The 14013-nt window shown below is 38.2% G+C and carries 11 protein-coding genes and 1 pseudogene; 3 read left to right on the top strand and 9 right to left on the bottom strand.

The window, feature by feature from the left end:
• Nucleotides 1-121 precede the first annotated feature (121 nt).
• Nucleotides 122-1099 (top strand): DUF1852 domain-containing protein, encoded by a 978-nt coding sequence (locus BQ4443_RS11330; protein ID WP_023951237.1) that lies wholly within the window; start codon nucleotides 122-124, stop codon nucleotides 1097-1099.
• A gap of 19 nt (nucleotides 1100-1118) precedes the next feature.
• Complete coding sequence (locus tag BQ4443_RS11335; RefSeq protein WP_071059161.1) at nucleotides 1119-2144, top strand: methionine synthase; 1026 nt, start codon at nucleotides 1119-1121, stop codon at nucleotides 2142-2144.
• Between the two features lie 675 nt (nucleotides 2145-2819).
• On the opposite strand, the gene aspS is transcribed toward BQ4443_RS11335, so the two are convergent.
• The 4 genes and pseudogenes from aspS to BQ4443_RS11355 all read right to left on the bottom strand — a co-directional run bounded on the left by aspS (nucleotide 2820) and on the right by BQ4443_RS11355 (nucleotide 6852).
• Nucleotides 2820-4616, bottom strand: coding sequence for an aspartate--tRNA ligase (gene aspS, locus BQ4443_RS11340; protein WP_023951235.1), 1797 nt, complete (start codon nucleotides 4614-4616; stop codon nucleotides 2820-2822).
• 111 nt (nucleotides 4617-4727) lie between these two features.
• Nucleotides 4728-4934, bottom strand: a pseudogene (locus tag BQ4443_RS11345) (FmdB family zinc ribbon protein); the annotation flags it as partial.
• Nucleotides 4935-5048: 114 nt separating this feature from the next.
• Entirely contained in the window at nucleotides 5049-6338 is a 1290-nt protein-coding gene (locus tag BQ4443_RS11350; RefSeq protein WP_071059163.1) for a putative Na+/H+ antiporter, read from the bottom strand.
• A 25-nt stretch (nucleotides 6339-6363) separates the two neighbouring features.
• Nucleotides 6364-6852 carry a GAF domain-containing protein gene (locus BQ4443_RS11355; protein ID WP_023951231.1) on the bottom strand — a complete coding sequence of 163 codons (489 nt, stop codon included), beginning with the start codon at nucleotides 6850-6852 and terminating at the stop codon, nucleotides 6364-6366.
• Nucleotides 6853-7043: 191 nt separating this feature from the next.
• Between BQ4443_RS11355 and ubiA the strand changes: the two genes are divergently transcribed.
• Complete coding sequence (ubiA, locus tag BQ4443_RS11360) at nucleotides 7044-7961, top strand: 4-hydroxybenzoate octaprenyltransferase (protein ID WP_023951229.1); 918 nt, start codon at nucleotides 7044-7046, stop codon at nucleotides 7959-7961.
• A 246-nt stretch (nucleotides 7962-8207) separates the two neighbouring features.
• Here the strand turns inward: ubiA and sstT are convergent, their stop codons facing one another.
• The 5 genes from sstT to BQ4443_RS11385 all read right to left on the bottom strand — a co-directional run bounded on the left by sstT (nucleotide 8208) and on the right by BQ4443_RS11385 (nucleotide 13902).
• Nucleotides 8208-9428 carry a serine/threonine transporter SstT gene (gene sstT / locus BQ4443_RS11365; protein ID WP_071059165.1) on the bottom strand — a complete coding sequence of 407 codons (1221 nt, stop codon included), beginning with the start codon at nucleotides 9426-9428 and terminating at the stop codon, nucleotides 8208-8210.
• A gap of 103 nt (nucleotides 9429-9531) precedes the next feature.
• Nucleotides 9532-10830 carry a TRAP transporter large permease gene (locus tag BQ4443_RS11370; RefSeq protein WP_023951225.1) on the bottom strand — a complete coding sequence of 433 codons (1299 nt, stop codon included), beginning with the start codon at nucleotides 10828-10830 and terminating at the stop codon, nucleotides 9532-9534.
• A 5-nt stretch (nucleotides 10831-10835) separates the two neighbouring features.
• Nucleotides 10836-11345: a TRAP transporter small permease gene (locus tag BQ4443_RS11375; RefSeq protein ID WP_071059167.1), complete on the bottom strand. Its 510-nt coding sequence runs from the start codon at nucleotides 11343-11345 to the stop codon at nucleotides 10836-10838.
• Nucleotides 11346-11348: 3 nt separating this feature from the next.
• Entirely contained in the window at nucleotides 11349-12326 is a 978-nt protein-coding gene (locus BQ4443_RS11380; RefSeq protein ID WP_023951223.1) for a TRAP transporter substrate-binding protein, read from the bottom strand.
• Nucleotides 12327-12558: 232 nt separating this feature from the next.
• A complete protein-coding gene (locus BQ4443_RS11385; RefSeq protein WP_023951221.1) occupies nucleotides 12559-13902 on the bottom strand; it encodes an alanine/glycine:cation symporter family protein in 1344 nt (447 codons plus the stop codon).
• Nucleotides 13903-14013: the final 111 nt, after the last annotated feature.

A 14013-nucleotide genomic window follows, 5' to 3' on the forward strand; every position in this document is an offset into this window, starting at 1 on the left:
ACACTATTTTCCTATCGCTGTAACAAGCTTATCCACATCTTCTATTTCTAATAGTGCCATAGCCCTCTTTACTGACGGCAAAACACTGTGCACTTAAAATATCGTATAAAGGAAGAACACTATGTCTAATGAATTGGTATTTAAACTCAAGCGAACGCCTTTTGATGAAAACTATGAGCCTTCTACTAATACTCGTCTAACTACAAACTTTGCTAATTTAGCTCGCGGAGAAAGCAGACAAAGCAATTTACGTAAAGCCATTGATATGATCAATAATCGCTTCAATAATCTTGCTGATTGGGATAATCCAACTGGTGATCGTTATGCAGTGGAATTAGAAATTATTTCTGTAGATGTGGATATTGAAAAGAATAATAATTATTTTCCCATCATTGAGGTACTAAAAACGACCGTAGTTGATAGCAAATATAATAAGCGCTATGAAGGTATTGTTGGTAATAGTTTTTCTTCCTATGTTCGTGACTACGATTTTAGCGTGGTGCTATTAGAACATAATAAAAACAAAAAAGAATTTTCTTTACCTGATGCTTATGGTGAATTACATGGCAAACTTTTCAAAGCATTTTTAAATTCTGATGTTTATAAAGAAAACTTTACAAAACAACCCGTGATTTGTTTAAGCGTTTCTAGTAGTAAAGTTTATAAACGAACCCAAAATCACCACCCTATTCTAGGTATTGAGTATGAACAAGATGAATATTCATTGACCGATGATTACTTTGCCAAAATGGGATTACATGTTCGCTATTTTATGCCTAAAAATAGTGTTGCTCCTCTAGCATTTTATTTCTCTGGAGACTTGTTAAATGATTATTCAAATATAGAATTAATCGCTACCATCAGTACCATGGAAAGTTTCCAAAAAATTTATCGCCCTGAGATTTATAACGCCAATACGGCAGCGGGAAAAATCTATCAACCTAGCTTAACCAATCAGGATTACTCTTCCGTACAAGTTGAGTATGACCGCGTGGAGCGCTCTCAATTAGCCATTAATCAAGGTAAATTTACCGAAACATATTTCATTAAACCCTATCAAACCATTCTGACTCAATGGGCTGCTAATTATTCACTTTAAATTTAAAAGGTTATTTGCTATGAAAAAATTATTTCCTACGTCAACAGCAGGAAGCTTACCTAAACCCTCTTGGTTAGCAGAGCCAGAAAAATTATGGTCGCCATGGAAACTGGAAGGTGATGCTCTTCTAGAGGCAAAAAGAGATGCGTTATTAGTCGCTTTAAAAGAACAAGAAACAGCAGGTATTGACATCATTAGTGATGGAGAGCAAACACGCCAACACTTTGTTACTACCTTTATTGAACACTTAAGTGGTGTAGATTTTGAAAAACGAGAGACGGTCAGAATTCGTAATCGTTATGATGCTAGCGTTCCCACTGTCTATGATGCCGTTGCACGTGTTAAGCCTGTTTTTGTGGATGATGCCAAATTTCTTCGTCAACATACGAAACAGCCGATCAAATGGGCTTTACCAGGACCGATGACAATGATTGATACGCTTTATGATGCTCATTATAAGAGTCGTGAAAAACTAGCTTGGGAATTTGCGAAAATTCTAAATGAAGAAGCCAAGGAGTTAGAAGCAGCTGGTGTAGATATTATTCAATTTGATGAACCCGCATTTAATGTTTTCTTTGATGAAGTAAATGACTGGGGTGTCGCCACTCTTGAAAGAGCTATTGAAGGCTTAAAATGCGAAACTGCTGTACATATTTGCTATGGCTATGGCATTAAAGCAAATACGGATTGGAAAAAAACGCTTGGCTCCGAATGGCGTCAATATGAGGAATCATTCCCAAAATTACAACAATCGAAGATAGATATCATCTCTCTAGAATGTCATAACTCTCATGTTCCAATGGATTTAATTGAACTCATTCGAGGTAAGAAAGTAATGGTTGGTGCGATTGATGTAGCCACTAATACTATTGAAACCCCTGAAGAAGTGGCAAACACAATTCGAAAAGCATTGCAATTTGTTGATGCTGACAAACTGTATCCTTGTACTAACTGTGGCATGGCTCCCCTATCACGTCAGGTAGCAAGAGAAAAATTATATGCATTAAGTGCTGGTGCAGAGATTGTCCGTAAAGAATTGGCGTAAATTTTGACATGCAGGCTTTCGCCTAAACCGTAAAAATTTCTACGTGTGAAACCCTGCACGCCGAAAACACCACGTTAAAATCTCCTCTTTTTTATTTTTGACGTGCAGGCTTTCATCACATCTAACAAAAATCATAAATTACGAGGACTACATGAAACCCTGCACGCCGAAAACACCACGTTAAAATCTCCTCTTTTTTATTTTTGACGTGCAGGCTTTCATCACATCTAACAAAAATCATAAATTACGAGGACTACATGAAACCCTGCACGCCGAAAACACCACGTTAAAATCTCCTCTTTTTTTATTTTTGACGTGCAGGCTTTCATCACATCTAACAAAAATCATAAATTACGAGGACTACATGAAACCCTGCACGCCGAAAACACCACGTTAAAATCTCCTCTTTTTTATTTTTGACATGCAGGCTTTCATCACATCTAACAAAAATCATAAATTACGAGGACTACATGAAACCCTGCACGCCGAAAACACCACGTTAAAATCTCCTCTTTTTTATTTTTGACGTGCAGGCTTTCATCACATCTAACAAAAATCATAAATTACGAGGACTACATGAAACCCTGCACGCCGAAAACTCATCTTCAAATAATTAAAGCCCACGTAAAAGTGGGCTTTAATTCATTACTCACTGAATAATCACAATTGACTGAATTATTTCACTTCGATTGGGTTACGTAAGCGAATATGTAATTCTCGTAATTGTTTTTCATCTACTGGTGATGGTGCTTGAACTAACAAGTCTTGAGCACGTTGTGTTTTAGGGAACGCAATGACATCACGGATAGAGTCTGAACCTGTCATCAATGTTACTAAACGATCTAAACCAAATGCTAAACCACCGTGTGGAGGTGCACCATATTGTAAGGCGTCCAATAGGAAACCAAATTTAGCACGAGCCTCTTCAGCATCAATGTTTAATGCACGGAATACTTTGCTTTGTACTTCTTCTCTATGGATACGCACAGAGCCACCACCAACTTCCCAACCATTTAATACCATGTCGTAAGCTTTAGCATACGCTTTTTCTGGATTAGTTTCTAATAGATCCTCATGACCATCTTTTGGACTAGTAAATGGATGATGTGCTGCGAAGTAACGACCTTCTCCCTCATCATATTCAAACATTGGGAAATCGATTACCCACAATGGTTTCCATTCTGGCGTGAATAAACCTTTTGCTTTAGCAAACTCACTTAAACCAATCTTAACGCGTAAAGCCCCCATTGAATCATTAACTACTTTAGCTTTATCAGCGCCAAAGAAAATAATGTCACCATCTTGAGCACCTGTTTTCGCTAAAATTTCTTCTAACGCAGCATCATTAATATTTTTTACGATTGGTGACTGTAAACCATCGCGGCCTTTGGCTTTTTCATTAACTTTGATATAAGCCAAGCCTTTTGCGCCATAGATAGCTACAAATTGTGTGTAGTCATCAATTTCTTTACGTGACATTTCGCCACCTTGAGGAATACGTAAAGCTACTACGCGACCACCAGCCATATTCGCTGCACTATTAAACACTTTAAACTCTACATCACGCATTAACTCAGTAAAGTCTGTGAATTCTAAATTAATACGCATATCTGGTTTATCTGAACCAAAACGCGCCATCGCTTCATCCCAAGACATGATAGGGAAAGGATTTGGTAAATCAATACCTTTTACTTCCTTGAAAATATGACGCATCATACCTTCAAAAATTTCACGAATTTGCTCTTCATTTAAGAATGAAGTTTCACAGTCAATCTGTGTAAATTCAGGCTGACGATCGGCACGCAAGTCCTCATCACGGAAGCATTTAGTAATTTGGTAATAGCGATCAAACCCCGCCACCATTAACATCTGTTTGAATAACTGAGGTGATTGTGGAAGTGCAAAAAACTGACCGTCATGTACTCGTGATGGTACAAGATAGTCACGTGCTCCTTCTGGTGTTGAACGCGTCAACATAGGTGTTTCAATATCAATAAAGCCTAAGGAATCTAGGTACTTACGCGCTTCAATAGACACTCGATAACGTAATTTCAAGTTGTTTTGCATTACAGGGCGACGCAAATCAATAATACGATGAGTTAAACGGATAGTTTCCGATAAATTATCCTCATCTAATTGGAATGGAGGCGTTACTGACGGATTCAGTACTTCTACCGTACGGCATAACACTTCAATTTGACCCGATTTAATATCATTATTAGTCGTACCTTCTGGGCGACGACGTACTAAACCAGTAATACGTAAGCAATATTCATTACGAATACTCTCAGCAATTTTAAAGGCATCTTGGTTATCTGGATCAAATACTATTTGTGCCAATCCTTCGCGATCTCTTAAGTCAACAAAAATAACACCACCATGGTCACGACGACGATGACACCAACCATATAACGTGACTGTTTGATCTAAATGTTCTAGGTTTACATCACCTGTATAACACGTACGAGTCATGAAAATACTCCGAAAATTTTTTAATATTCTGACACTAGCCTGTGCTAATGTTGTTATGCTTTAAAAGGAAATACCAATGATTATTTCCCTGACAAAATGCTATTTGTCGCCCCCATTATTGTTGCCATTAGTATTTCCACCACGGAAATCCGTCACATACCAACCAGTACCCTTTAACTGGAAGCCAGCAGCTGTCACTTGTTTAGTGAATGTTTCTTTTTGGCATTCAGGGCATTTTGTCAGTGGTGCATCAGACATTTTTTGTAAAACATCTCTGGTATAACCACAATTTGAGCAACGATAAGCGTAAATAGGCACGTTAAAAACTCTCTTTTAAAATAATACACAGTTTCTAATAATCAGAAACCTTGTAAAAATAAAAACTTAACCGCCTATTTTAACTCTTTTACAACGCTTTGTTTTATTTGTTTATTAAACTGGCAATAAAAATAAACATGCTGAAATTAGAGTCGGTCCCAACGCTGCCAAAATAAGATTTCTTGGAGAAATAGCCTCAGAAGGGAAAGATTTTCTTAAAATAGCAAAACCTGCTGGGTTTGGCGCATTCGCAATCACTGTTAAACCACCACCAGTCACGGCACCAGCTACAAGCATATAACGCCATAATTCTGTGGTCCCATCTACCAAAGAACCTAAGTAAGTCAAGGCGGCATTATCTGTTACAGCTGTTAGTGCTGTCGTCCCCCAAAATAAGGCCATAGGTGATAGGCCTGCTAATAAGTCCTGTAGCCACCATTTTTGTAAACCACCCAAAATAATTAACCCCGCCAGGAAGAAACCTACCATTAAGCCCTCTTTAATCATTAATGGATTTTGATGACGAGCATAAGCACCACAGAATCCAATAAATAACATCAAAATACCGAGAAATATAGGTGTATGATGAGCAAATACCACCACGCCAAGCAAGAATAACGCATGAATAAGCATAAAGGTAAATGGTACAGGCTCTCTTTTCTGGGTTTGTTGAGAGGCATTATTCTGCTTTTCCATGTTGTGAAAATCAGTTGTCATCATTACTTCTTGTTTACAAATAATTGTTGCGATTGCACTATTAATAAGAATAGCAATAACAGCTCGCCATCCAAAATGCTCCGCCATAAAACTACTATCCCAACCAAAGGTCTGAGCCACCATTAATACCGGAGGAGCAGCATAAGAAGTCAATACCCCCCCAATAGAGATATTCACAAACAACACCCCAACCACTAAGTATTTATATTTAAGATTCTTACTACGTTTGAAAAAAGACTCTTTTAGCATTAAGGCAGCCAACGTCATTGCTGCTGGTTCAGTGATAAATGAGCCAGCTAAAGGAACGAGACTTAATGTAATAAAAAAAGAACTCACACCGGTATGAAATGGGACTACCTTAGCCAAAATTTTAACAATTGATTTAACTAATTCAATGATTGGTCTGCTACCTGCAATCACCATAATAACGAACACAAACAGCGGTTCAGTAAAATTACGTGAGTCCATATAATGAACAGCAGAGTCTACCCCTTGAGCAAGTGCCATAAATACAATTAGCACTGTAGCCCATACACCAAACACAGCCTCCACTTCTGACATTAAATGCCAAATACCTGAGTGTGAACCTCCTTTATGGGCTAATTTTGCAAAAACTGGCACAGAGAATGTATGAATAATTGCTAAAACAAATAACACCGTAGCAATAATTTCAATGGTATTAGACATTAAACCCTCCTTACTCTTTGCAAAATTATCTTAATGAATTCACAAACACCTCACACAGTGCTTGCATACCTTTTTTATCTTCCTCATCAAATCGATTAAGCACAGGGCTATCCACATCCCAGACGCCAATCAATTGCCCATCCTTAATCAAAGGCACCACAATTTCCGACTGTGACGCAGAATCACAAGCGATATGACCAGGAAAAGCATGGACATCTGGCACTAATTGAGTTTCTCTAGTACTCGCTGCTGCACCACACACTCCTCGACTCAAGGCGATACGTACACATGCCACCTTTCCTTGAAAAGGTCCCAAAACAAGCTCACTACCATCAAATAAATAAAAACCACTCCAATTCAAGTCAGGCAACTGATGGTAAACCAATGCACTCATATTGGCCGCATTTGCAATTAAATTATGTTCACCTTCTAGCAAATAGCGAAGTTGTTCAACTAATTGCTCATATTGTTTTTGTTTACTAAGTGTTGTATCAAATTGTTCAATTACAAACATACTTTATCCTTATTGTTCAGAGAATACTACTCGTATATCCTCTTATTTATTCTGTTGTCATAGTTTTTTATTCTAACATTGATATTTTTTTTAGATTAAATAACTTATCTTCTTCAAATAAACAAAACTAAGAATAGGTACAATAGTGCTTACTCATTGTTACTAAATAACTGTCCAACTATAAAATACACATGAACCAAACAACACCAGATTTAAGCGATATTTATCATAATGATTGGGTAGCTAACTATCTGCCAAAGTCTTGGGGGCCATATGCCCGCTTAGCGCGTCTAGATCGACCGGTGGGTACATGGTTAACTTTACTCCCATGTATTGCCGCTCTGATTCAAGCCGATCATGGAATGCCTAATTGGTGGAGACTTATTGTTTTTTCTATTGGTGCCCTATTAATGCGCAGTGCAGGCTCTACGATCAATGATATCTGGGATCGTGATTTTGATAAACACGTTGAGCGTACTCGCTTTAGACCCTTAACTAGTGGACAAATCAGTTTAAAAAAAGCCGTTATTTTTCTAATTGTCCAATTTGCTCTTTCAGCACTATTACTATTTTTTATCAACCCTTATAGCCGTTGGCTTGCCCTAGCACTCGTTCCTCTAGTTATTATCTATCCACTATGTAAACGCTTTACCTATTGGCCTCAAGCAGTCTTAGGAGCAGCATTTAACTGGGGCATGTTAATGGCATGGACAGATACCATCAACTCTCTACCCTTAGGCGCTGTACTTATGTGGTTGGGTGCGGTGACTTGGCAAATTGGTTATGACACGCTATATGCTTACACAGATATTCAAGATGATGCCAAATTAGGACTACGCTCAACTGCACGCAAGTTTGGCGATAAAGGTCTATATTGGTTAAGTGGTTTTTATGCGGCTAGTATTATCTTATGGCTAGTAGCGGGCATATTAATGCCTATGGAAATTGGCTATTATCCTGCCATTGCATTGGTCGCTATTCATCTTTATTGGCAACTCAAAAGTTTTGATTTAAATAAACCTGAAAAAAGTCATGCCTTGTTTAAGGCTAATATACATACTGGCTTACTATTAATCCTAGCGGCTATTTTAGGATGTATTCAGTTTTAGACATTTTTTTAACCTCTAATAAAAAACTAAAAGTATCACCGTCATTTAAATCAACTTTATCAGTGGTGATCTAAATTAAGTACTATAAATGAATTACTCCCCATAAGCATCCGACTTATAGGGAGTAATTTGGAAGCACCTCATTCAGCACTAAGAAAATTGGCCACTAAGCGCAAGTTAACTAGCAACTCACTGCATAAAGCCATCTTCTCTACTAAAAAAGCATAATTTACCTAGACTTATGCTCTAGCTAGAGGCACGCTCACGGATAGCCATATCCGATGCCGCTGTAAACAATACATCTGTTGATGAATTAAGCGCTGTTTCGCACGAGTCTTGAATCACACCAATCACAAAACCAACAGCCACTACTTGAGCTGCTACTTCGTTACTAATTCCGAAAAGACTGCAAGCCATTGGGATTAACAATAATGAACCACCTGGCACACCCGATGCACCGCAAGCTCCTAACGTAGCCAATACACATAATAATAAGGCTTCTATCATAGAAACTTGTATACCTGAGGTATGAGCAGCCGCCAAAGCTAACACAGCAATCGTAATAGCTGCTCCTGCCATATTGATAGTCGCCCCTAAAGGAATTGATACTGAATAAGTTTCTTCAGATAAACCAAGTTTCTTAGCCAAATTCATATTTACTGGAATATTAGCAGCAGAGCTACGTGTAAAGAAAGCCATCATGCCACTTTCTTTTAAACACATCCAAACAAGTGGGTACGGATTACGGCGGATTTTAAACCATACGATAATAGGATTTACGACTAACGCAACAATGAACATTGCGCCAACTAAGACGATTAGTAAATGAGCATAACTTACTAATCCCGACAAACCAGTAGTCGCTACAGTATGAGCTACAATACCAAAAACGCCAAAAGGAGCTAAACGAATTACCCATTGCACTACTTTAGTAATTGCTGTAGCAATATCTGCTACCACTACTTTCGTATGAGGAACAGCAATACGCAATGCAGCACCGATAAGAATAGCCCACGTTAAGATACCAATATAATTTGCCGTACTTAAGGCATTGATTGGATTATCTACGATTTTAAATACTAGCGTTTTTAATACTTCAAGAATACCACTTGGCGCACTAGATACCTGCTCCGGATTTGGCAATACCAATGTCACAGGCGAGAGAAAACTTATCACCACGGCGACTAATGAAGCCGATAATGTCCCAATAATGTAAAGCATAATGATAGGACGCATATTGGCTGATGCACCAATATCTTGACGGGCAATGGCAGCTAGCACCAAAATAAATACAAGAATTGGTGCAACCGACTTTAAAGCCCCTACAAATAAAGACCCAAAGATTTCAAACTTGAGAGCCACTTCTGGTGCTACAGCCCCTAGAAATATGCCTAGAACTAAGGCAATGATGATTTGCTTAACTAAACTACCGTTTAAAAAAGCCTTAACAAACTGAGTTGAGTTCATTAAAAAACCTCCTACAAATAAACTCAGTGATTGTAACTGTTTTATTCTGTAGGAGAATGATAAATCGTTGTTTTTACTAATTTTTGTCTATGCAGATGGCTAACTAATTAATATTCTGTGGTAACCAAAGTACTATTTGCGGGAAATAATAAATAGCAAATACCGCCACAATCATAATCAAAAACATAGGGACTGATACCTTAGCGATATAAGTAATTTCTTTTTTTGCCATTCCTGATAAAACAAATAAGTTAAACCCTACAGGAGGTGTAATTTGCGCCATCTCAATCACAAAAATTAAGAAAATACCAAACCAGATCAAATCAATGCCGGCTGCCTCAACAGTTGGTAATAATACGCCCATCGTCAATACAACCAAAGAAATTCCATCTAGGAAGCATCCCATAATAATGAAAAAGATCATTAAAACGATAACTAACCCTAGTTGTGATAAACCTAATGACGCAATCCATTGAGCTAAGGCATTAGGTAATCCAATATACCCCATTGCTAAGGTCAGAAACTGTGCACCACAAAGAATCAAAGAAATCATACAAAACATTCGTGTAGCCCCCATCAAGGACTCCATAAACACTTTGCGACTCATATCACCTTGTAATGTAGCAATCAAAAGCGCACCAACAACGCCAACAGCCGCCGCCTCTGTGGCAGTAGCAATTCCCGTATAAATAGATCCTAGCACGGCTAAAATGAGCACTACCACAGGGATTAAACTACCTGATGCTTTAATTTTCTCGAAAAAACTTAACTTAATACTTGCCTTAGGATTTTGGTCAGGATGACGTAAGCCCCAGATAAAAATATAGCTCATAAACAAGAGAGCTAATAATATTCCTGGAAATACCCCTGCCATAAATAATTTAGAAATAGACACATTGGCCGATACGCCATACACAATCATAATGATTGACGGAGGAATTAATAAGCCCAATGTCCCTGCGCCTGCTAAGGTACCCAAAATCATTTTATCTGGATAACCTCTTTGACGTAGTTCAGGAATTGTCATCTTACCAATAGTGGCACAAGTTGCTGCTGATGACCCAGAAACAGCAGCAAAAATAGCACAACCTACAATATTAGTATGTAAAAGGCGCCCCGGAATAGCATCTAGCCAAGGAGAGACTCCTTTGAATAAATCACTAGACAATCTGGTACGAAATAGAATCTCTCCCATCCATAAAAACAAAGGCAATGCCGTTAACGTCCAACTAGATGAAGCTCCCCAGATAGAAATCGCCATAGCATCGCCAGCTGGTCTAGCAGAAAAAAACTCCATCACTATCCAAGCACTGCCCGATAACGCCAAACCAACCCATACGCCACTGGCTAAAAAGCCTAATATAGAGACTAATAAAACTAGAATTACAAAACTTTCAGTCATCGTGATTAGTGAGAGGATACCGCATGTAGAGGATCCAAATCACCCTTGTTAAATAAGGTCAGAACAAACTCTTCAATAAGTGCTATAGCAAATATTACACATCCAATTGCCATACCTAATTGAGGTATCCATAGAGGTGTCGCATCTTCTTCTACAGATAAGTCATTAAACTGATAAGATTGCAGCACTAAATTGACACTAAAATAAGCAGTACAAATAGCAAGTAAAGTAGCAATCAATAGCGAAATTAAATTTAAACTATTTCGCCATTTTGGAGATACCGCATTTAATAGCAAAGTCACTCTAATATGCTCATTATGTCGGAACGTATAAGCTAACGAAAGGAACCCTGCTGCTGCCATTGAATAACCTGAATAGGCATTTAGCCCTGACAAATGCCAATCGATCTGGCGACCAATAATCAGTAATAACACACAGACTAAAATACCAACCATAAATAATGCAGCTGCATACGCAGCCGCATTATATAAACCATTCAAAAACTTCCTTAACATGGCTTATTTTTGTTGATATGTCTCGAGTAATTTTTTGCCATCATCGCCGGCACGTTTTACCCAATCATCAAGCATAACTTTAGTTGTTTCTACAAATTCCTTTTGTAAGGCTTCTGATGGTTGTATGATTTTCAAACCAGCTTTAGTTAGCTCAGACTTAAAGAAATCTGTTTTTTCACGAGATAGCGCCCAGCCATCTTTCTCAGCTTGAGCTCCCGCCTCTAGCAATGCTTTTTGCTGAGCTGGATTTAACTGATCAAAGGCTTTTTTATTCACAATCACAGCATTTTTAGGTAACCATGCTTCATTGTCATAGAAGTACTTGATATATTCATTAATTTTAATATCATAGCCTGTTGCACTGGATGTCATTAATGAGTTTACGACACCTGTTGCTAATGCTTGAGTCAATTCGGCTTGCTGGATAGTCACTGGCTGCGCACCCACTAACTGAGCGATCTTAGCAGTTACAGGGCTATACGCACGCCATTTAAGACCTTTTAGATCAGCGACAGAGTTAAGCTCTTTGTTCACAAAGATACCTTGTGGTGGCCAAGCTACTGTATACAATAATTTCATACCTTGAGATTCTAATTTTTTCTCAAGGAATGGTTTTTGTGCTTGATATAGTTTCCACGCAGCATCATACCCAGATGCAACAAATGGCACACCATCTAATTCAAAAATAGCATCCTCATTAGCAAAGTTAGTCAAAATAATTTCACCAATTTGTGCTTGATTACCTTGGACAGCACGCTTAATTTCTGGCGCTTTGAACAAAGAAGCATTAGGATGCAGCGTAATTGTTAGCTCGTTATTACTTAATTTAGCTACATTGTCGGCAAATGCTTTTAAGTTTTGAGTATGAAAATTACTTTCTGGATAAGCTGACGGCAAATCCCATTTTGTACTAGCAAGCGCTTGTGTACTAGCCATAACCGTCATCAGTAAACTAGAAATAAGTAATGATTTTTTAAACATAATGAAAAACCTTCATCAAACTAACAATAAAAAAACTTACAACAATGGTTATTTAATCATTTTCTGCATTGCAATAATACTAGGGCTTTTGCTGATATATCTATTTATCTATTGCGTTAACTTTTGAATGATTAATAGCCTTTAAAAATAGACCCGACCAAGCATATAGATATACTTAATCGGGTTAACCTAGTTATTTTCTAGAAATCTAGAGATATGATGTATTCGAGGCTTATGGAAGCTCACCAGATTTACGTTTTTCAATAAAATCTTTGGTTTCTTTAACCACAACACCAGATAACAACACTAAACCGATTAAGTTAGGAATAGCCATCAATCCGTTGAAGGTATCTGCTAAGTTCCATACTAGATCCAAGCTAAGCACTGTACCTGCCATTACCGAAGCCACATAAATAATACGATAAATAGGCACAAAACCTTCACCGAATACGTAAGAAGCACATTTCTCGCCATAGTAACACCAACCTAAAATAGTTGAGTAAGCAAAGAAAATAAGACCAAAGGTCACAATTGCTCCACCTATACCAGGTAACATTTTATTGAAAGTTAATACTGTTAAGGCAGCACCTTTATCACCACCAGCATAAAGATCGCCCATCACTAAAACAATACCAGTAATACTACATACCACGATAGTATCAAGGAATGTACCAGTCATTGAAATTAACGCTTGACGGCCAGGGTGGTCAGTTTTTGCTGCCGCTGCTGCAATTGGCGCAGAACCCATACCGGCCTCATTAGAGAAGACTCCACGAGCGACACCATAGCGAATAGCTACCCCAATACCACCACCGATAAGCGCATCACCAGAGAATGCTGTACTGAAAATTTTACTAATAGCTGGACCAACTAAATCAATATTAGCAAAAATAATAATCAACCCACCAATTACATAAACGATTGCCATAATTGGCACAATGAATGAAGCTGCCCGAGCAATACTTTTGATACCACCCAAAATTACAATAGCCGTAAACACTGTTAGAACGACACCTGTAATCCATGGATCAATTCCAAGGCTTGTACGTACTGAATCAGCCACAGAGTTTGACTGTACTGAGCTACCAATACCAAAAGAAGCAATCGTCCCTAAGAAGGCGAAAATAAGACCTAACCATTTCATGTTACAACCTTTCTCAAGGTAATACATTGGGCCACCATTCATTTCACCTTTGGCATTTACCACACGATATTTCACCGCTAGAATCGCTTCGGCGTATTTTGTTGCCATACCAAAAATAGCCGTAATCCACATCCAGAATACTGCACCCGCTCCACCTACCACAACAGCAGTGGCTACACCTGCAATATTACCAGTACCAATCGTGGCTGATAACGCAGTCATAAGTGCACCAAATTGAGAAACATCCCCTTCATGCTCATGACTGTTCGGGTGTCTGCTAAAAGCTTGTTTTAATGCAAACGGCAACATTCTAAATTGTAAAAATGCCAGACGGATAGATAATAAAACACCCGTTCCAACGAGGAAAAACAGCATATATGGCCCCCATACAATACCGTTTATCACATTGATAAAGTTGTTAAAAGCTTCCATGGTTACTCCAATAGAATTGATTGTAAAAACTCATAGATTAAAGGCCTCTCAATAGCCAATCCTTATCGTGATTATACAAACTATTTCTTTTTTGAAAAGCATTGAAACAAC

It is taken from the genome of Pelistega sp. MC2 (genome assembly GCF_900099475.1).
Taxonomy (GTDB): Bacteria; Pseudomonadota; Gammaproteobacteria; order Burkholderiales; family Burkholderiaceae_B; genus Taylorella; species Taylorella indica.